The organism is Amycolatopsis sp. NPDC051758 (assembly GCF_044453095.1).
GTDB lineage: Bacteria > Actinomycetota > Actinomycetes > Mycobacteriales > Pseudonocardiaceae > Amycolatopsis.
This window is the reverse complement of sequence record NZ_JBITCJ010000006.1, coordinates 261,434-279,932: the sequence shown is the minus strand read 5'-3', so window position 1 is coordinate 279,932 and position 18,499 is coordinate 261,434. Positions and strand designations below refer to the sequence as shown.

The 18,499-nt window shown below is 72.3% G+C and carries 18 protein-coding genes; 13 read left to right on the top strand and 5 right to left on the bottom strand.

Translation table 11 applies throughout. From position 1 onward, the window contains the following. Positions 1–73 precede the first annotated feature (73 nt). Entirely contained in the window at positions 74–1,444 is a 1,371-nt protein-coding gene (locus ACIA5G_RS28575) for a PLP-dependent aminotransferase family protein (protein ID WP_395928556.1), read from the top strand. 398 nt (positions 1,445–1,842) lie between these two features. Continuing rightward, positions 1,843–2,937 (top strand): D-alanine--D-alanine ligase family protein, encoded by a 1,095-nt coding sequence (locus ACIA5G_RS28570; protein WP_395928554.1) that lies wholly within the window; start codon positions 1,843–1,845, stop codon positions 2,935–2,937. Between the two features lie 24 nt (positions 2,938–2,961). Here the strand turns inward: ACIA5G_RS28570 and ACIA5G_RS28565 are convergent, their stop codons facing one another. Together ACIA5G_RS28565 and ACIA5G_RS28560 are read right to left on the bottom strand one after the other, a co-directional pair. Next, on the bottom strand, positions 2,962–3,498 hold the full coding sequence (locus ACIA5G_RS28565) for a DUF3515 domain-containing protein (RefSeq protein WP_395928552.1): 537 nt from the start codon (positions 3,496–3,498) through the stop codon (positions 2,962–2,964). A gap of 67 nt (positions 3,499–3,565) precedes the next feature. After that, entirely contained in the window at positions 3,566–3,799 is a 234-nt protein-coding gene (locus tag ACIA5G_RS28560; protein WP_125306405.1) for an Lrp/AsnC family transcriptional regulator, read from the bottom strand. Between the two features lie 125 nt (positions 3,800–3,924). On the opposite strand from ACIA5G_RS28560, the gene ACIA5G_RS28555 reads away from it, so the two are divergent. Beyond that, positions 3,925–4,881, top strand: coding sequence for a thiamine-phosphate kinase (locus ACIA5G_RS28555; RefSeq protein WP_395928549.1), 957 nt, complete (start codon positions 3,925–3,927; stop codon positions 4,879–4,881). 15 nt (positions 4,882–4,896) lie between these two features. Continuing rightward, positions 4,897–5,376, top strand: a complete 480-nt coding sequence (locus ACIA5G_RS28550; RefSeq protein WP_395928547.1) for a GNAT family N-acetyltransferase — start codon at positions 4,897–4,899, stop codon at positions 5,374–5,376. Here ACIA5G_RS28550 and ACIA5G_RS28545 read toward each other — a convergent pair. Next, on the bottom strand, positions 5,363–6,517 hold the full coding sequence (locus tag ACIA5G_RS28545; protein ID WP_395928545.1) for a glycoside hydrolase family 27 protein: 1,155 nt from the start codon (positions 6,515–6,517) through the stop codon (positions 5,363–5,365). The two genes, ACIA5G_RS28550 and ACIA5G_RS28545, sit on opposite strands and share 14 nt — an antisense overlap. A gap of 92 nt (positions 6,518–6,609) precedes the next feature. Here ACIA5G_RS28545 and ACIA5G_RS28540 point away from each other — a divergent pair, with 92 nt between their 5' ends. From ACIA5G_RS28540 to ACIA5G_RS28530, 3 genes are all read left to right on the top strand, one after another. Beyond that, positions 6,610–7,140 carry a gamma carbonic anhydrase family protein gene (locus ACIA5G_RS28540; protein WP_395928542.1) on the top strand — a complete coding sequence of 177 codons (531 nt, stop codon included), beginning with the start codon at positions 6,610–6,612 and terminating at the stop codon, positions 7,138–7,140. 30 nt (positions 7,141–7,170) lie between these two features. Then, positions 7,171–7,848 (top strand): uracil-DNA glycosylase, encoded by a 678-nt coding sequence (locus ACIA5G_RS28535; protein ID WP_395928540.1) that lies wholly within the window; start codon positions 7,171–7,173, stop codon positions 7,846–7,848. 64 nt (positions 7,849–7,912) lie between these two features. After that, the gene (locus tag ACIA5G_RS28530) at positions 7,913–8,683 is read left to right on the top strand and encodes an alpha/beta fold hydrolase (protein WP_395928538.1); all 771 of its coding nucleotides are present in this window, start codon (positions 7,913–7,915) and stop codon (positions 8,681–8,683) included. A gap of 56 nt (positions 8,684–8,739) precedes the next feature. On the opposite strand, the gene rpmB is transcribed toward ACIA5G_RS28530, so the two are convergent. Then, positions 8,740–8,931 carry a 50S ribosomal protein L28 gene (gene rpmB / locus ACIA5G_RS28525; protein WP_003091970.1) on the bottom strand — a complete coding sequence of 64 codons (192 nt, stop codon included), beginning with the start codon at positions 8,929–8,931 and terminating at the stop codon, positions 8,740–8,742. Between the two features lie 134 nt (positions 8,932–9,065). On the opposite strand from rpmB, the gene ACIA5G_RS28520 reads away from it, so the two are divergent. From ACIA5G_RS28520 to ACIA5G_RS28510, 3 genes are read left to right on the top strand one after another with little or no spacing between them, the layout of a single operon-like run. After that, positions 9,066–10,646: a DAK2 domain-containing protein gene (locus tag ACIA5G_RS28520; RefSeq protein ID WP_395928536.1), complete on the top strand. Its 1,581-nt coding sequence runs from the start codon at positions 9,066–9,068 to the stop codon at positions 10,644–10,646. A 3-nt stretch (positions 10,647–10,649) separates the two neighbouring features. Beyond that, positions 10,650–12,803 carry an ATP-dependent DNA helicase RecG gene (gene recG, locus ACIA5G_RS28515; protein ID WP_395928534.1) on the top strand — a complete coding sequence of 718 codons (2,154 nt, stop codon included), beginning with the start codon at positions 10,650–10,652 and terminating at the stop codon, positions 12,801–12,803. Between the two features lie 47 nt (positions 12,804–12,850). Next, entirely contained in the window at positions 12,851–13,261 is a 411-nt protein-coding gene (locus ACIA5G_RS28510; protein WP_395928532.1) for a GNAT family N-acetyltransferase, read from the top strand. Here the strand turns inward: ACIA5G_RS28510 and ACIA5G_RS28505 are convergent. Continuing rightward, the gene (locus ACIA5G_RS28505; protein ID WP_395928530.1) at positions 13,221–13,856 is read right to left on the bottom strand and encodes a TetR/AcrR family transcriptional regulator; all 636 of its coding nucleotides are present in this window, start codon (positions 13,854–13,856) and stop codon (positions 13,221–13,223) included. The two genes, ACIA5G_RS28510 and ACIA5G_RS28505, sit on opposite strands and share 41 nt — an antisense overlap. 31 nt (positions 13,857–13,887) lie before the next feature. On the opposite strand from ACIA5G_RS28505, the gene ACIA5G_RS28500 reads away from it, so the two are divergent. From ACIA5G_RS28500 to ACIA5G_RS28490, 3 genes are read left to right on the top strand one after another with little or no spacing between them, the layout of a single operon-like run. Beyond that, positions 13,888–15,045 (top strand): erythromycin esterase family protein, encoded by a 1,158-nt coding sequence (locus ACIA5G_RS28500; RefSeq protein ID WP_395928528.1) that lies wholly within the window; start codon positions 13,888–13,890, stop codon positions 15,043–15,045. Between the two features lie 54 nt (positions 15,046–15,099). Then, positions 15,100–17,487 (top strand): caspase family protein, encoded by a 2,388-nt coding sequence (locus ACIA5G_RS28495; RefSeq protein ID WP_395928526.1) that lies wholly within the window; start codon positions 15,100–15,102, stop codon positions 17,485–17,487. Positions 17,488–17,530: 43 nt separating this feature from the next. After that, on the top strand, positions 17,531–18,433 hold the full coding sequence (locus ACIA5G_RS28490) for a S8 family peptidase (protein ID WP_395929261.1): 903 nt from the start codon (positions 17,531–17,533) through the stop codon (positions 18,431–18,433). Positions 18,434–18,499: the final 66 nt, after the last annotated feature.

Sequence of the window (18,499 nt, the reverse complement as noted above, 5' to 3'; positions counted from 1 at the left end):
GCGTCTCCCGGCTCAGTGGACTCGGAAAACATCCACTTCTCGTACACTTGGGAAGTCCACTTGAGGAGGTCCCGTGTCCCACGCCGACACCGCGCTCCCGGTCAGCCTCGACCGTTCGTCCGTCACGCCGCTCGCCGTCCAGCTGGCCGACGCCCTGCGCGAGGCGGCGGCGTCCGGGCACCTGCGCGGCGGTGACCGGCTCCCGTCGACCCGTGCGCTGGCCGGCCGGCTCAGCGTGAGCCGCACGGTGACGTCGGCGGCCTACGAGCAGCTCCACGCCGAGGGCTGGATCGCCGGGCGGCACGGCTCGGGGACGTACGTGACGACGCCGCCTTCGTTTTCGGCTTCGGAGGTCCCGGCGCCGGCCGTCCCGGCGCCCGAAACCGAAGCGCCGTCGCTGCTGGACCTCGGGCCGGGCACACCGTGGGCCGCGGGGCTGGACCGCGCGGCCTGGCGCCGGGCGTGGCGGGCCGCGGCCGACCCGGACCCGCTGATCCGCGCCCACCGCGCCGGGCTGCCGGAGTACCGGGCGGCGGTGTCGGAGCACCTGCTGCGCCACCGCGGTCTCGCCGCCGGTTCGGTGCTGGCCACCGGCGGGACGACCGCCGCCGTTGTCGAGCTGGCGGCCGCGGTGCTGACCCGCGGGGACGTCGTCGCCGTCGAAGAGCCCGGGTACCAGCGCGCGGTGCAGGCGTTCCTCGGGGCGGGGATGCGGGTCGTGGGGGTGCCGGTGGACGAGGAGGGGCTGCGCCCGGAGGCGATCCCGGCCGGCGCGCGGGCGGTGTACTGCTCGCCGGCGCACCAGTACCCGATGGGCAGCCGGCTGAGCGCGGCGCGGCGGGTTTCGCTGGTCGAGCTGGCGCGGGCTTCGTCGATGCTGGTGATCGAGGACGATTACGACGGCGAGCTGCGGTTCGACGTCGCGCCGCTGCCGATGCTGGCCGCGCTGGCGCCGGACGTCGTCGCGCACCTGGGGACGACGTCGAAGATCCTCACACCGACGCTGGGCGCGGGCTGGATGGTGGCGCCGGAGGCGATCACGTCGGCGGTGCTGGCCTACCGCGACCTGACCGGCACCCGCCCGTCGCCGGCCGGGCAGCGGGTGCTGTACGAGTTCGCGCGCAACGGAGATCTGGGCCGTCACCTGCGCAAACTGCGTCGTGAGATGGCCGAGCGGCGGACGTTGCTGGCGGGCGCGCTGGCTTCGGCCGGGGTCCCGGTCCGGGGTGACGACGCCGGGGCGCACCTGGTGGTGCCGTTCCCGTCGGCTTCGGTGGAGGTCTCGGTGATCGCTTCGGCGGAGCGGCGCGGGATCCGGCTGGACGGGCTGTCGCGGCACTTCGCCGGGACGCCGACGGCGCACGGGGTGGCGATCGGGTACGCGGGGTGCTCGCGGGAGGCGCTGGTGGCGGCTCTGCCGACGTTGGTGTCACTGCTGCGCTGAGGCGAGTCCGGAGCGCCCCAATGTGGCCTTCGTTGCGTCTTGCGCACCGAAGGCCGCCTTGGGTGCGTGGGACGCAACCAAGGTGGCCTTGGGGCGCTGGGGGTGTGCGGTGACGGGGCTGCTGGCTGGTGCGGTGAGGCGGGGTTTGTCCACAGGCCGGTCGTGATGTGGACGAGCGGCCCGGGCCGAGGCCTTTTCCGGCGTTTTGCCGGGCGGCCCCGATACGCTGGACGCGGGGCTGGACCCCCTGGGAGGGCGGGCGCTGCGCCGGAGCGGGGACGGGCCTCGATGTACTGGACGTGCCGCGGGGTTCGCGGGTTGCGTTCGGCGCGGGCGGGGCGTCGCTCGCCGCACGGGGCTGGGCTGTTCGCCGAGGTCACCGGGTACGGTGGCTCACCATGAGCGAGAAGATCCGGGTGGCGGTCGTGTTCGGCGGGCGCAGTAGCGAGCACACCATCTCGTGCCTGTCCGCGGGCTCCGTCCTGGGCAACCTCGACCCCGAGCGGTTCGACGCGGTGCCGGTCGGGATCACCCGCGAAGGCCGCTGGGTGCTCGGCACCGGCGACTCCGCGCAACTCGCCATCCGCGGCCGTGAACTGCCTTCCGTGGACGACGGCAAGGGGCTCGTCCTGGCCGGCGACCCCTCCAGCCAGGGCCTCGTGGCCGTCGAGGCCGGGCGGGAGAGCGAGCTGCTGTCCCAGGTGGACGTCGTCTTCCCGGTGCTGCACGGCGCCTTCGGCGAGGACGGCACCATCCAGGGCCTCCTCGAGCTCGCCGGCATCCCGTACGTCGGCCCCGGCGTCCTCGCCAGCGCGGCCGCCATGGACAAGGAAACCGCGAAGAAACTCCTTGCCGCCGAAGGGCTTCCGGTCGGCACCTACGCCGCGCTCCGCCGGGATCGGTCCACTTTGGACGACCACGACAAGACCAAGCTGGGCCTGCCGGTGTTCGTCAAGCCGTCGCGCGCCGGATCGTCGGTCGGCATCAGTCGCGTGACGGAGTGGGACGACCTCGACGCGGCCATCGAACTGGCCCGCGCCACCGACCCCAAGGTCCTGGTGGAGGCGGCCGTCGTCGGCCGCGAGGTCGAGTGCGGTGTCCTCGAGTTCCCGGACGGCCACGTCGAGGCGTCGCTGCCGGCCGAGATCCGGGTGCTTTCCGAGGACGAAAACGCCTGGTACGACTTCGAAACGAAGTACCTCGGCGATGACGCCGAGCTCGACATCCCGGCCAAGCTCGACGACGCGCTCACCGAGAAGCTGCGCGCGATGGCCGTCGAAGCCTTCCGCGCGCTGGACTGCCAGGGCCTGGCCCGCGTCGACTTCTTCGTGGGCGCCGACGGCGAGCTGACCATCAACGAGGTCAACACGATGCCCGGCTTCACGACGAAGTCGGCCTACCCGAAGATGTGGGAAGTCACCGGCGTGGACTACCCGACGCTGCTGACCACGCTCATCGAAACGGCGATCGCCCGCGGAACCGGCCTCCGCTAGGAAAACCCGGCTAGGAAAACCCGGCTAGGAAAACCGCAGCGGTCGCGCCGGCAGCTTCGCCGCGACGGTGTCCGAGATCTGCTGCAGCGGGCCCGTCCCGGCGCTGTCCGGCACCGTCAGCGCCGAATAGACCTCGCGGTCCACCACGTACCACGTCGACGCGCCTTCGCCGGGGACCTGCAGCCACTGCACGCCGTTCACCAGCCGCAGCGCCGCCGTCGGGGTCAGCTCCGGGGGACGGTCCAACCCGCACCGCAGCACGAGCGGGTCCACGTCACCCCACGCCACCGTGGCGGGCGGGGCCGGTTCGGCCAGGGCGCGGACGGGGAGCTGCTTGCCGTTCGACGTCAGCTCCGTGGGAACCGCGCCGAGCAGCGTCTTGCAGGCCGGGGAGCCGGCCGTTGGCGCCGGCACCGGCACGAGCGGCAGCGGACCCGCCGAAGGAGTTTCGGAACCCTTGGTCAGGGCGAACACGGCGACGGCGACCGCCAGGGCGACGGCGAGCGCGGTTGCGGTGACGAGCACCACCCTGGGTGGCGCGCCGGTGTCGGAGTCAGGCACCGGACTACTACACCACCGAGGTCGTTTCGGGGGGTCTGGGGGGTCGTCCCCCCAGGAATGACTCTGGTCAGAGATGCACGACCGGGCAGGTCAGCGTCCGCGTGATGCCTTCCACGTTCTGCACCTTCGCGACCACGAGCTGGCCCAGCTGGTCGACGCTGTCGGCGGCCGCGCGGACGATCACGTCGTACGGTCCGGTGACATCCTCCGAGCTGGTCACTCCCGGGATGCTGGAGATCTCGGCAGCCACCGCGGCGGCCTTGCCGACCTCGGTCTGGATGAGGATGTATGCGTGGACCACGGCGCGCCCTTTCGTCGGGATCGGTCTGCTCAAGGTAGGAACGTATCGCCAGCTCACGCAAAAACATAGGGCATCCGACTATCGGTGATCGATCTTTGTCCCGGTAGAGAAAGCAGAGGTGACCGGTGTCACCGAACGACGCAACGGTCGCCGAGACCGGCGAGTTCGCGCTCATCCGCGCCGTCACCGAAGGACGGCGCCAGCCGCCGGGCACGCTGCTCGGCCCGGGTGACGACGCCGCCGTCGTCGCGGCCCCCGACGGGCGGGTGGTCGCCAGCACCGACGTCCTCGTGCAGGGGGTGCACTTCCGCCTCGACTGGTCGGCGCCCGAGCACGTCGGGCGCAAGGCCGTCGCGGTCAACCTGGCCGACATCGCCGCCATGGGCGCCACCCCGACGTCGGTCCTGGTCGGCATCGCCTGCCCGCCCGACACCCCGCGTGAGGTCGTCACCGCGCTGGCCGACGGCATGTGGGCCGAGGCCGAACGCGCCGGCATCGGCGTCTCCGGCGGGGACATGGTGCGCGCCGACCAGCTCGTGATCAGTGTCACCGCGCTCGGCGACCTCGGTGACCGCGAGCCGGTGACACGCGCGGGCGCCCGGCCCGGTGACGTCGTCGCGGTCTGCGGGCGGCTCGGCTGGGCCGCCGCCGGTCTGGCCGTGCTCGGCCGCGGCTTCCGGTCCCCGGTCGGCGTGGTCAACGCCCAGCGCAGCCCGGAACCGCCGTACGAAGCCGGTCCACGTGCCGCGCTCGCCGGGGCCACCGCGATGATCGACGTCTCCGACGGCCTGCTGGCCGACCTCGCGCACATCGGCGAGGCCTCCGGGGTCGGCATCGACGTCCGCACCGCCGACCTCGACATCCCCGCCCGGCTCAAGGAGGTCGGCGCCGCGCTCGGCTCGGACCCGCTCGACTGGGTCCTCACCGGCGGTGAGGACCACGCGCTGGTTGCCACCTTCCCGCCGTTCGCGGAGCTGCCGGAGGGCTGGCGCACCATCGGGGTGGCGACCATGCCCGACTCGGGGATCACCGTGGACGGCAAGCCTTTTGCGCGAGAAGGCGGTTGGTCGCACTGGCGCTGATCTAGGGTCGATGACGTGAGAATCGTTCCGGTCCCCTACGACCACCCCGACGCGGCCAAGCTCATGGCCGCGGTGCAGCAGGTGTACGTCGAGCGCTACGGCAGCGAAGACGCCACTCCGATGAACCCCGAGCAGTTCGACCCGCCCGCGGGCCTGTTCCTCGTCGGCTACCAGGGCGACGAGGCCGTCGCCTGTGGAGCGTGGCGAGCGCACGACGGCCCCGCCCCGGACTTCCAGGACGGCGACGCCGAGTTCAAGCGCATGTACGTCGCCGATTCCGCCCGCGGCCGCGGCTTCGCGCGGATGATCCTGTTCGAGCTGGAACGCACGGCCGCGCTGTCCGGCCGCAAGCGCGCGGTGCTGGAGACCGGCACCCTGCAGCCGGAGGCGATCGCGCTCTACACGTCTTCGGGTTACGTCGAGATCCCGAAGTTCGGCGTCTACAAGAACGAACCCGAGAGCCGGTGCTACGCCAAGGACCTCAGCGGGGCGTGAGCTTCAGCAGCGCCGCGGCGTGCGGGCGCAAGGACGCGGACACCTCGGTCCCGACGTCCCGGTGAGCCCAGAGATCCCGGACGCTCCAGTCGCCCGGGAGGTCCGCGGACACGGTGGTGGTGCTGCTGCCGGTGTTGAGCAGCACCACCGCAAAACCGCCGCCGGTCAAGGGTTTCCCCCACACCTGGTAACCGGGGCCGGCCGTCAGCTGCCGGCCCTGGCCGCCCGCGAAGTCCTGGTCGACGGCGATCGCTTCGGTGTTTCCGAGCGTCGCGAGGTCGGCGTCGCTCAGCTTCGCCGGGTCGGTGCCGGCGAACAGCGGCGCGTTCAGCACCGCCCAGACGCTGAAGTGCGCGCGGGCCTCGTCCTCGGTGAGTGTGCCGTTGCCGACCTGCAGCATGTCGGGGTCGTTCCAGCCGCCCGGGCCGCCGCTGTGGGTGGCGACGGCGGCCTGCTGGTCGATCGTCGTGAGCACCGAGTCCCAGGTCGCGACCAGGTCGTTCGTCGTCCGCCACAGGTTCGCCACCGGCCGCGCCCAGGTCCACGGGCTCGAGACGCCGTATTCCGAGATCGCGTAGACGATCGGGCGGGGGAGCGCGGCGAGCTCGTCGCGCATCTTCTCGAACGCCGCCTTCCGGTCGAGGCCGTCGACGGTGTCGGCGTTGCACCAGTCGTACTTGAGGTAGTCGACACCCCAGCGGTCGAACGTCTCGGCGTCCTGGCGTTCGTGGCCCAGGGAACCGATACCGGACGCGGGGTAGGCGTCGTTGGCCATTGCGCAGGTCCGGCTGCCAGGGACGGAGTAGATGCCGAACAGCAGGCCGCGGGAGTGCACGTAGTCGGCGAGGTCGGCGATGCCGTGCGGGAACCGCGTCGGATCGGCCGCCAGCGAGCCGTCGGCGGCGCGCTTCGGGGCCTGCCAACAGTCGTCGACCACGACGTAGCGGTAGCCGGCGTCCCGCAGGCCGGTGTCGGCGAGTGCGTCGGCCGCCTTCTTGACGACGTCCTCAGTCAGGTCGTAGCAGCGGACCTGGTTCCAGCTGTTCCAGCCCATCGGCGGGGTCGCGGCCAGGCCGTTCGCCAGTGCCGGGGACACGACGGGCAGGCTGAGCAGCCAGGTCAGCACGATGAGGAGGAGCACGAGGCCCGTGCTCCCGGTACTGGTCTTCGGTGTCGCGGTGATGCCGTGATCCAATCGCACCGCACGTGAAACCGCAGTCACCCGGAGGCGGCATGCCGATCTACGCACTCGGTTCGCTCGAGCCGACGATCCACCCCGACGCCTACGTCCACCCCGACGCGACGGTGATCGGCGACGTCCGGATCGGCGCCTTTGCGTCGGTCTGGCCGCAGACCGTCCTGCGTGGTGACCACGGTTACATCGAGCTCGGCGAGCGGTCCAACATCCAGGACGGCTGCGTCGTGCACTGCACGGAAATGCACCCGACGATCCTCGGCCCGTCGTCGGCGGTCGGGCACTCGGTGCACATCGAGGGCGCGACGATCGGCACCGGCTGCCTGATCGCGTCCGGCTCGGTGGTGCTGAACGGCTCGGTCATCGAAGACGGCGGGATGGTCGGCGCGGGCGCGGTGCTGTCGTACGGCTCACACGTGAAGACCGGCGAGATCGCGCTGGGCGTGCCGGGGAAGACGCGGGAGAACAAGTCGTTCAGCGCGGAAAACATCGCTCTCGTGGTCGAATCGTACGTCCAGCGGGGCCAGCGCTTCCGCACCGAGCTGCGGCGGCTCGACCCGCGCGAGTGACGACGGCCACGGCCGGTAAGCTCGCCGCCCGTGACCGCACGACCGCTGCAGGACATCGTCGAGGCAGGCTGGGCCGAGGCCCTCGAACCGGTGGCGCCGCAGGTCGCCGCGATGGGGGAGTTCCTCCGCGCGGAGATCGCCGCCGGCCGGACCTACCTGCCGGCGGGTGAGCACGTGCTGCGGGCGTTCAAGCAGCCGTTCCACGACGTCCGGGTGCTGATCGTCGGCCAGGACCCGTACCCGACGCCGGGGCACGCGGTCGGCCTGAGCTTCTCGGTGGTGCCGGACGTCCGGCCGATCCCGAAGAGCCTGGTCAACATCTACAAGGAGTACGCCGACGACCTCGGCCACCCGCTGCCGTCGAACGGCGACCTGACACCGTGGGCCGACCAGGGCGTCCTGCTGCTGAACAGGGCGCTGACGGTGCAGCCGGGCAAGTCGAACTCGCACCAGGGCAAGGGCTGGGAAGACGTCACCGAGCAGGCGATCAAGGCCCTCGCGGCCCGGTCCGAGCCGATGGTGGCGATCCTGTGGGGCCGCAACGCCCGCAACCTCCGCCCGATGCTGGGTGACGTCCCGTGCATCGAGTCGGCGCACCCGAGCCCGCTCTCGGCGCACAACGGCTTCTTCGGCTCGCGGCCGTTCAGCCGCGCCAACCAGCTGCTCGCCGACCAGGGCGCGGCCCCGGTCGACTGGAAACTTCCGTAAGTTCGGTGTCCGGATCGGGGTGACGGCTCCGACCAGGGGGAAACGAACCCTTTCCGGAGGCATCATGAACGTCACATCGGCGGACGGCACCACCATCACTTTCGACCGGCGCGGCTCCGGCGCGCCGGTGATCCTGGTCGGCGGCGCGTTCAACGACCGGACCACCGTCGCGGGCCTGGGCGAGGTGCTCTCCGCGGACTTCACGACGATCGCCTACGACCGGCGTGGCCGCGGGGACAGCGGGGACGCTGCTGAGTACGCGTTCGAGCGGGAGATCGAGGACATTGCGGCGCTGATCGAGCACGCCGGCGGCTCGGCGTCGGTGTTCGGGCACTCGTCGGGGGCGGTGCTGGCGCTGGAAGCGGCCGCTGCCGGGCTGCCGATCGAGAAGGTCGTGGCGTACGAGCCGCCGTACGCGACTCCGGAGCACGCTCGGGCCGACGTCCTGGACGAGGTGAAGGCGCAGCTCGCGGCAGGGGATCGCGACGCGGCGGTGGCGACGTTCCTGAGGGTCGCGGGCACGCCGGCGGAGATGGTCGAAGGGATGAAGCAGGCCCCGGTGTGGGGCTGGTTCACGGCGCTGGCGCACACGCTGCCGTACGACCTGACGATCTGCGGCCCGGGTGCGCGGGTCCGCGAAGACCACCTGGCGAAGATCTCGATCCCGGCGTTGGTGATCGGCGGCGGCGCGAGCCCGGAGGAGCTCCAGGCAGGAGCCCGCGTGGCGGCCGAGGCGGTGCCGGGAGCCCGGCACGAGACGCTGGAAGGCCAGGACCACGGGGTCCTCCAGTACCCGGAGACGCTGAAACCGCTCCTGACCGACTTCCTGAAGTAGCGCACAAAAATGGCGGGTGCTCCGGAGAGCACCCGCCATTTCCGAAACTTCTCGCCTCAGCCGCGAACGACCTTGCCCGCCTTGATGCACGAGGTGCACACGTTCAAGCGCTTGCGCTGGGACACACCCACCTTGGCGTGGACGGTCTGGATGTTCGGGTTCCACCGGCGGTTGGTACGGCGGTGGGAGTGCGAGACCGACTTGCCGAAGCCGGGTCCCTTGCCACAGACGTCGCACACGGCAGCCACGTCGAACTCCTTTAGATCTGGGTCATAGAAATGAGCCCAGATGCACTGGGCAACTCGACCATAGTAACCAGTGGCTCGGCGAGGTTTCGCACCGGGTCGATACGCTCGCCCCGGGACCGGGTAGGAGGTTACGGGTGCGGGTGCTGGACACGGCGACGGTGTCGGCCTGGGCGACGGGCTGCGTGCACAGTCTCGCGAGCCTGCGTCCGGCCATCAACGAGATCAACGTGTACCCCGTCGCGGACTCCGACACCGGCTCGAACATGCTCTTCACCATGACCGGCGCGGCCGCCGAACTCAAGAACGCCGAGCCGGAAACCGCCGCCGACGCGCTGAAGATCCTCGCGCGCGGCGCCGTCGCTTCGGCCAAGGGCAACTCCGGCGTCATCCTTTCCCAGGTCGTGCGCGGGCTGGCCGACCGCGCCGAAGGCGACCTGGACGGCGAGTGGCTGGCCAAGGCGCTCGAGCACGCCGACGAGGTCGCCACCGGCGCCGTCAGCCGTCCGGTCGCCGGGACCATCCTCACCGTCCTGCACGCCGTCGCCCTGGCCGTGCGCGGTGACACCCGCTCCCTGGCCGACGTCGCCCAGGAGGCCGCGAAAGAGGCTGCGCACGCCCTCGAGAAGACGCCTCTGCAGCTGCCCGCGCTCGCCAAGGCCGGAGTGGTCGACGCCGGCGCCCGCGGGCTCGTCGCGGTGCTCGACGCGCTGGTCGGCGTGCTCACCGGCACCCGGACCCAGCCGGAGCACGCCCTGGAGGTCCACGCGACCCCCGAGGAGCTGGCCTACGCCTGGGAGGTCATGTACCTCCTCGACGGCGTCGACGAAACGAGCTTGCCGACGTTGCGCAAGGAGCTGAGCGGCCTCGGCGACAGCGTCACCGTGGCCGGTGACGGCTCGGGCAGCCACGCCGTGCACGTCCACTGCGCCGACATCGGCGCCGCCATCGAGGCCGGGCTCGCGCTGGGCCGCCCGCGCCGGATCCGGGTCGAGCCGCTGCTGACACCGACGCCGATCGGGCTGGCCACGACGCCGATCGACCGCACCGTCGTCGCCGTCGTGCACGGCGGTGAGCTGGCCGAGCTGCTGCGGGCCGAGAGCATCCCGGTGCTGGCCGTCGCGGACGGCGAGACGCCGAGCGTCGAGGACGTGATCGGCCTGCTCAACGAAGCCGCCGGGCGGCACGTCACGGTGCTGCCGGGCAGCGTCGCGCTCACCGCGGCGGCCGACGCCGCGGCCGGGCACACGATGGCCGGGGACCGCGACGTCGTGGTCATCCCGTGCGTGTCGCCGGTGCAGGTGCTGGCCGCCCTCGCGGTGCACGACGCCGGGCGCCGCACCAACGACGACGTCGTCGCGATGGCCGAAGCGGCCGCCGCGACCAGGCGTGGCGAACTGCGGATCGCGCAGGAGGAGTCGCTAACCTGGGTGGGCCGGGCCCAGTCCGGCGACGTCGTCGGCCTGGTCGACGACGAGGTGGTGCTGATCGAGCCCGCGCCCGCGTCGGAGACGAACCTGGTCGCGGCCGCGATGAAGGTGCTGAACCGGATGCTGGCGCTCGGCGGTGAGCTGGTGACGGTGCTGAGCGGGGACGCCGCGCCGCCCGGGGTCGCCGAGGAGCTCGCCGAGCAGCTGCGGGTGGAGCACCCCGAAGTGGAGCTGACCAGTTACGCCGGCGGCCAGGCGGAAGCCGTGCTGCTGATGGGAGTCGAATAGCCGATGGCCGGACTGCGCGACAAGCTGCCGTTGCTGCTGGGCGCCAAGACGGCGAAGGCGCTCGCCACGGCGTTGGACATCGAGACGGTCAGCGACCTGCTGCGCCACTACCCGCGCCGGTACGCCGAGCGCGGCGAGCTCACCGACATCGCGGGCCTCGAGCTCGGCGAGCACGCCACCGTGCTGGCGCGCGTCGAGAAGGTGAGCAAGCGCCGGATGAAGTCCCGCAACGGGACCATCCTCGACATGGTGATCACCGACGGGAAGCGCCGGCTCACCTGTGCCTTCTTCAACCAGGCCTGGCGCGAGAAGGACCTGGTGCCGGGCAAGTCCGGCCTGTTCGCCGGCAAGGTCTCGGCGTTCCGCGACACCCTGCAGCTGACCAACCCCGAGTACGAGCTGTTCGAGGCCGACCGCGAAGCCGAGGCGATGGACGACTTCCTCGCCGCGATCATCCCGGTTTACCCGGCGGCGCAGGGCATGCCGACGTGGTCGATCGCCAAGTGCGTGCGCCAGGTGCTCGACGTCCTCGAGGTCGACGACGACCCGATGCCGGCCGAGCTGCGGCGGCTGCACCGCCTGGCGGACCTCGACAACGCGTTGCGCGGCATCCACCGCCCGGAGAACTGGGCGCACCTGGAAGCCTCGAAGAAGCGGCTCAAGTGGGACGAAGCCATGGCCGTCCAGCTGATCTTCGCGCAGCGGCGCCATTCGGCCGTCTCGCGCCCGGCGAAGCCGAACCCGCACGTCGGCGGCGGCCTGCTCGAGGCGTTCGACAAGCGGCTGCCCTTCGACCTGACCGCGGGCCAGCGGGGGATCGGCGACGAGATCGCCGAGGACCTGGGGTCGGAGCACCCGATGAACCGGCTGCTGCAGGGTGAGGTCGGCTCCGGCAAGACCGTCGTCGCGCTGCGGGCGATGCTGCAGGTCGTCGACAACGGGCGGCAGACCGCGATGCTCGCGCCGACCGAGGTCCTCGCCGCGCAGCACGCGCGGTCGCTGCGGGAGATGCTCGGCGACCTCGGCCAGGCGGGTGAGCTGGGCGCCGCGGAGAACGCCACCCGCGTCACGCTGCTCACCGGGTCGATGGGGGCGAAGGAGCGCAAGAAGTCGCTGCTGGAGATCGTCAGCGGGGAAGCGGGCATCGTCGTCGGCACGCACGCGCTGATCCAGGACCACGTCGAGTTCGCCGACCTCGGCCTCGCCGTCGTCGACGAGCAGCACCGGTTCGGCGTCGAGCAGCGGGACGCGCTGCGCACCCGCGGCGCCGGCGACACCAGCCCGCACGTGCTGGTGATGACCGCGACGCCGATCCCGCGCACCGTCGCGATGACCGTGTACGGCGACCTTGAGGTGTCCGCGCTGCGCGAGATGCCGGTCGGGCGTTCGCCGATCAAGACCACCGTGGTGCCGGTCGCGGAGAAGCCGGCCTGGTTCGACCGGATCTGGCAGCGCGTCCGGGAAGAGGTCGGCAAGGGCCACCAGGCCTACGTCGTGTGCCCGCGGATCGGTGACGAGCCGCCGTCGGACAAGAGTGACAAACGTCCGCCGCTCGCGGTGCTCGACGTCGCGCCGGACCTGGAAAACGGGGCGCTGCACGGGTTGCGCGTCGGAGTGCTGCACGGCCGGATGCCGCCCGACGACAAGGACGCGGTGATGCGGGCCTTCTCGGCGGCGAGGCTCGACGTCCTCGTGGCCACCACGGTGATCGAGGTCGGTGTCAACGTGCCGAACGCGACCGCGATGGTGATCATGGACGCCGACCGGTTCGGGGTCAGCCAGCTGCACCAGCTGCGCGGGCGCGTCGGCCGGGGCAGCGTGCCGGGGGTGTGCCTGCTCGTCACCGAGGCGCTCGACGGCACGACGACCCGCGAACGGCTGGCGGCGGTCGAGTCGACCACCGACGGTTTCGAACTGTCGCAGCTGGACCTGGAGCTGCGCCGCGAAGGTGACATCCTCGGCGCCGCGCAGTCCGGCAAGCGGTCCACGCTCAAGCTGCTGTCGCTGCTGCGGGACGAGGACGTGATCGCCGCGTCGCGCGAGAGCGCGCAGGAGATCGTCGAAAAGGACCCGGACCTGAAGAAGTACCACGGCCTGGCGCAGATGGTCGCCGACGTGGTCGACGTCGACCGCGCGGAGTACCTGGAGAAGAGCTGATCCGCCGGGCCACCCTCGCCGACGCCCCGGCGATCGGCGAGGTCCACGTGGCGTCGTGGCGGGCGGCGTACGCGGGCCTGCTGCCGGAGGGCTTCCTCGCCGGTCTTTCGGCTTCGGAACGCGCGGCGGAGTGGGCCCGGCGCATCGGTGACGGCGCCGCGGTGCTGGTCGTCGAGGACAACGGGGTTGTCGCCGGGTTCGCCGCCTCCGGGCCGGGGCAGCTGTACGCGCTGTACGTGGTGCCGCACCTCTGGGGGCGCGGCCTCGGCCGGGCGCTGCACGACCGCGTTGTCGAAGAGCTGTCCGGTGACGGCGCGGTCCTGTGGGTGCTCGCCACGAACGAACGGGCGAAGGCCTTCTACGCCCGGCAGGGCTGGCAGCCCGACGGCACCACCGCGACCGAAACGCTCGACGGCGTCACCCTGGAAGTGGTGCGGTTCCGTCGTTCGTTGCCGTGAACACGCCCGCTTTCGCGGCGGCCGCTGCTGCCGCCGCGGCCACCCCGGCGTCCTTCGGGGTCACTCCTTCCCGGGAGACGAACAGGCGGTAGAAGATCGGCCCGCACGCGACCCGCACCACCTCGACCGCGTCGGTGCCCGCTGGGACCTCGCCCCGCTCGGCGGCCCGGTCGACGACCACCGCCGAGCGGGCGTGGCGGTCGACGTAGAACTCCCGCAGGGCGTCGGCCGCGCGGGTGGAGAGGAACGCCGCCGAGATCGACGCCGTCGGGAGCTCACGCTCGCCCGGCGAGGTGAAGTAGTGCACCAGCTCCAGGTTGATCCCGCGCAGGTCACCTTCGAGCGAACCGGTGTCCGGAGCGGTCCACTCCTGCTCGGTGCCCAGCAGCAGAGCCGCCGCGACCAGGCCTTCGGCGGACTCCCACCGGCGGTACAGCGTCGTCTTGTGCACACCCGAGCGTTCGGCGACGGCCTCGACGGTCAGCTCCGCGTACCCGCGTTCGCCGAGCAGCTCGAGGGTGGCGTTCAGCGCGGCGAGGCGGGTCCGCTCGGTGCGGCCGCCCGGCCGTCGCGTGCCGGAAATCTCGGTTGCCAACTGCTACTCCTGTTGCGTTAGTGTGCCCAGTATGCCAGAACCCGAGTCCGTCGCCGTAAGTTCGATCGCCGACCTGATCGGCGACGCCGAGGTCGTCGCGATCGGCGAGAACAACCATCACATCCGCGAGTTCGGCGCCCTGCGTGACCGCCTCCTCCGGCACCTCGTCTCCGAGCGCGGGTTCACCGTGCTGGGGTTCGAGGGCGGGTTTCCCGAAGGGCACCTGGTCGACACCTGGCTTCGGGGTGAACCCGGCGACGTCGCGGACGTCGCACGGGACGGCTTCACCTTCGGCCTCGGCGACTCCGCCGAGGTGCACGGGATGCTGACGTGGCTGCGGGGGCGAGGCGTCCGGTTCGCGGGCCTCGACCTGCCGAGCTCGGCGGGCTCGCCGGTGCCTTCGCTGCGGGCGGTGCGTGAACACGTACTGCGCGTCGACCCGGCCAATGTGTCGCTCGTGGACACGGCGCTGGCGGCGTGCGAGCCGTACGCGTCCGTGAGCAGCGCGGTCGCGCCCGGGCGGTACAAGGGAATGAGCACTGAAGCGCGGGATGCGGCGACCACGGCGTTGACCGTCCTGTGTGGACATATCGCGGCTCTTGCGCCGGTCTACGGCGAGGTCGCCGCGCACCACGCCGAGGGCGCGCTGCGGGTCGACCTCTACCTGCGTGAGCTGGACGCGCTGATGGCGGGCCGCGCGCCCGAGCCGCAGAGCTCGTCGCGGGACACCTACATGGCGGCGACCGTGCGCCTGCTGCGCCGGCAGCACCCCGGCGAGAAGATCGTCCTGATGCTCCACAACGGACACCTCCAGCGCGTGCCGTTCTCGCCGATGCCCGGCATGACGGCGCCGTCGGCGGGCACGCACCTGGCCGCGGAGCTGGGTGAGAAGTACTTCGCGCTGGCGCTCACCGCCGTCACGGGGACGACCACCGGGCTCGTTCCCGACGAGGCCGGCCGGCTCGGGTTCCGGATGTACGAGCAGGCCCTCGAAGCGCCCGCGGACGGCGGGATCGAGGCGGTGCTCGCCGGCCGCGCGCCGTGCCTGGTGGACCTGCGACGAGGGGACGTGCAGGCGGCGAGCATCCGGCACGCGCACCTGGCTTCGCCGGTGGACGTCGCCGCGGCTTTCGACGCGATCGTCTGCCTGAAAGGGCAGGAAACGATTTACGGCGGTGACACCGAGTAGGTGTGCCCGTTCGGCCGCTTGCCGTAACGGGCCCGGGAGCGTTCCCTTCCTGGTATGGCCGGGGTGAGGCGCGCGCTGATCGTCGCCAACGGCGAGTACGACAACGCGGGGCTGCAGCAGCTGGGCTCGCCCGCGGCGGACGCCGACGCCCTGGCCGGGGTGCTCGCCGACCGGAACATCAGCGACTTCGACGTCCGCGTGGTGCGCAACGAGACCGCGCACGTCGTGCAGGCGGAGATCGAAGACCTCTGCGCCGAGGGCCGGCCCGACGACGTGCTGCTGCTGCACTTTTCCTGCCACGGCTTGAAAGACGACTCGGGCAGCCTGTACTTCGCCGCACGCAACACCCGCCCGGACCGGCTCGGGTCGACGGCCGTGCCCGCGCACTTCGTGCAGCAGTGCATCCGGCAGAGCCGCTCGCGCAGTGTCGTGCTGCTGCTGGACTGTTGTTACGGCGGGGCGTTCGGGCAGGGCGTGGCGGTGCGGGCCTCGGGGGACGCGAACGTCCTCGACAACTTCCGCGGCGGCCGCGGCCGGGCGGTCATCACGGCGTCCAACTCGATCGAATACGCCTTCGAGGGCGCGCGGCTGGCCGAGGGGCAGCCCGCCCAGCCGTCGGTGTTCACCTCGGCGCTGGTGGAGGGCCTGCGCACGGGCGAAGCCGACCGCGACGAGGACGGCTGGATCGCGCTCGGCGAGCTGTACGAGTACCTGTTCGACCGCGTCCGCGAGCGCAACCCGAAGCAGACGCCGAGCCGCGACATCGAGATGCAGGGCGAGCTGTACCTGGCGAAGAGCCGGCGCCGCCGCATCAAGCCGTCCCCGATCCCGGCGGACCTCGCGGCGGCGATCGCGGCGGAGAACCAGTTCACCCGCCTGGGCGCGGTGGCCGAGCTGCGCAGGCGGCTCGCGAGCGACAACCTGCCGGTGGCGATGGGAGCGTTCCAGGCCCTGAAGACGATGGCGGCCACGGACATCCAGCACGTCGCGGCGGCGGCGTCGGACGCGCTGGGGTTCGCGGTGGTGCGGATGGATGTTTCCTCGGTGCGGCTGTCGGCGGCGCCGGGGTCGGTGGCTTCGGCTTCGCTGCGGCCGACGGGGCCGCCGGTGGCGCGGGAGGTGCGGTTCGACCCGTCCCACGCGTGGATCCGGGCGGCCGAGACGGCTGGTGGGGCGGAGCTGTCGGTCACCGCGGGGGAGTCGGGGACGCGGCGCGGGAAGGTCGTGGTGAGCGGGCCGACCGGTGACGTCGTGGTCGAGGTGGAGATCGAGGCGGTGCCGGTCCCCGAACCGGAGCCCGAGCCGATGGTGGTTGCCGCGGAACCGGCGCCCGCTCCCGAACCTCCTCCGGAGCCGGAGGAGCCCGAGCCCGGGCCGGTGGCGGCCGCAACCAGGTCCGAGGCGCAGCCGGCACCCGAACCGATCGCCGCAGGGCCTGAGCCCGACGCGGCGCCCAGGCCGGTGGGGGAGCCGGAACGGGCTGCCGAAGGGCCCGCGCCGAAACTGGAGCCGGTTGACGGAGAACCCGGGTCTGTGGTGGCCGCGAAACCCGCCGAACCGGTCGCAGCCGAGCCCGAGCCGGAGCCCGTCGCGGCCCAGCCGGACCCCGAGCCCGCCGCCGAGACCACCCTCTCGGTCGAAGTGAGCCGCCGGTGGGCTGCGCTGCTCGGCATCGGCGGCGGGCTGCTCGCCCTGGCCGGGCTCACCATGTACTACCGCCACGGCAGTTACACCCTCGCCGAATACCGGCCCGGCATGGAGATCTACGTCGGGATCGTCGCGGCGAGCGCGCTGCTCGGCGGTGTCCTCGCCCTGCTGCCCCGGGCGAAGACCTGGCTCGGGCCCGCGCTGCTGCTCGGCGCCGGCACGGCCGCGTCGTTCGGGGCGCTCCGGTTCGCCGGGGACCTCACCACCCTGTCGCAGGACAACGCGGACCCCGAGCTGAACTCCGGGTTCACCTGCGCGCTGATCGCCCACCTCGCCGTGGTGGTCGCAGCGTTCTGCGCGAGTGCGGCGCTCCGGCGGGATCCCTCGGTCGGGATGGTGTTCGGCCAGGTGCGCGGGTGGTCGGCCTGGGCCGCCGTCGCCGCCGGGGTGGTCACCGCTGCCGGGCTGATCCTCGAGCTCGCCGAGCTGGCCACCTACCACGGGAGTGACGCCGGCCGCGCGGCCGCGTACTTCGTGCTCGGCGCCCTGCTCGCCGTGGTGCTGCCGGGCCTGGCCGTGAGCCTGGACCCGCACCGCGTCGGGTGGGCCGTGCTCGCCGCCGGAACCGCCGGGCTGGCCGGGGTGCTCGCCCCGACCTTCACCGCCGTGCTGGACCATTCCGAGCTCTACATGACGGGCCAGTGGATCGCCGCGGTGGGCGTCGGGGTGCTCGCGCTCACCACCGTCGTCCTGGCGCTGGTGCACCGGAATCAGCCGATCGAGCGACAGCCCTGAGTTGTCACCCGGTCATGGCCGGGGTACCACGACGATCATGAAGATGCGTGGAGCAGCGGTGGCAGTGGTGGTCGTGCTGGCCGGGCAGGCGCCGGCGGCCGCCGCCGGTGGGGTGCAGCAGGACCCGCCCAGCTGGGGGCTGGACCGGATCGACCAGCGCACCGGCCTCGACCACGCCTACCACTACGGCGATGACGCCTCGGGCGTCACGATCTACGTGATCGACAGCGGGGTCGACGCGAAGCACCCCGACTTCGAGGGCCGCGTCGCGCCGGGGCGGGACTTCCTGAACGGCGGCTCGGACACGTCCGACACCAACGGCCACGGCACCCGCCTCGCCGGGATCGCCGCGGGCAAGGGCTACGGCGTCGCGAAGGGCGCGCAGATCGTGCCGGTGCGGGTGCTCGACAAGGACGGCGGCGGCGCCACCGACCAGATCATCGCCGGGGTCGACTGGGTCGCGCAGAACGCCCAGCAGCCCGCGGTCGCCGTCCTCGGCATCGGCGGAGTGCCGAACGACCAGCTCGACGCGGCGGTGAAGCGGCTGGCGGCGGTGGTCCCGATCGCCGTGCCCGCCGGGAGCGAGACGGCCGACGCGAGCGGGTTCTCCCCGGGCCGGGTGCCCGAGGCGCTGACCGTCGGGGCGAGCGACACCCAGGACCACCCGGACAAGGCGTCGAACTTCGGCCAGGACGTCGACCTGTACGCCCCGGGTGTCGACGTCCCGGCCCCGATCGCCGGCGGCACCGGCGCGGGCCCGGAGTCCGGCACGTCGATGGCCGCGGCCTTCGCGGCCGGGGCGGCGGCGCTCTACCTGGCCCGGCACCCCCAGGCAACCCCGGTTCAGGTGGACGAAGCCCTTGTCGGCGCGGCCACCCCGGACGCGCTCAAGGGGGTCCCGGACGGCACCGCCAACCGGCTGCTTTACGCGCCGCCGGGATCCTGAAAAGCTGCCCAGGCCGGTCTCCGGTCAATCTGTCGCGGCGCATGATGTCCATCACCTGGTACTGAA